1 pseudogene is annotated in these 271 nt (G+C 32.5%); it reads left to right on the top strand.

Features of this window, described 5'->3' with window-relative positions:
• Positions 1-50: 50 nt before the first annotated feature.
• Positions 51-271: pseudogene (locus tag HFD15_RS14625) on the top strand (mobilization protein); the annotation flags it as partial.

The following is a 271-nucleotide window of genomic DNA, read 5'->3' as shown; positions in this document are numbered from 1 at the left end:
AATACAAGAACGAAGTGCTTTGTATTACAATGTGATAGCTTGCAGTATTTATGGTTTTATATGGTCTATTTTGTTATAATGATTGTAACCGAATAGGGCGCAATGCTTATTACAAAATCAATGATAAAGGGCGATTGAGGAATGAGCGCTGGGGCATTTTATCTTTGAGGAGGCTATTTATGGATCAGAAAAATGTATCACAAAATCAAACAAAGTACATTCAATTTAGATTATCTGAAGAACAATACAATAAGCTGAAAATTTCAGGAGA

The sequence above is a fragment of the Lactococcus sp. EKM203L genome (assembly GCF_011800585.1).
Lineage (GTDB): Bacteria > Bacillota > Bacilli > Lactobacillales > Streptococcaceae > Lactococcus > Lactococcus lactis.
This window is presented reverse-complemented; position numbering and strand designations above follow the sequence as displayed.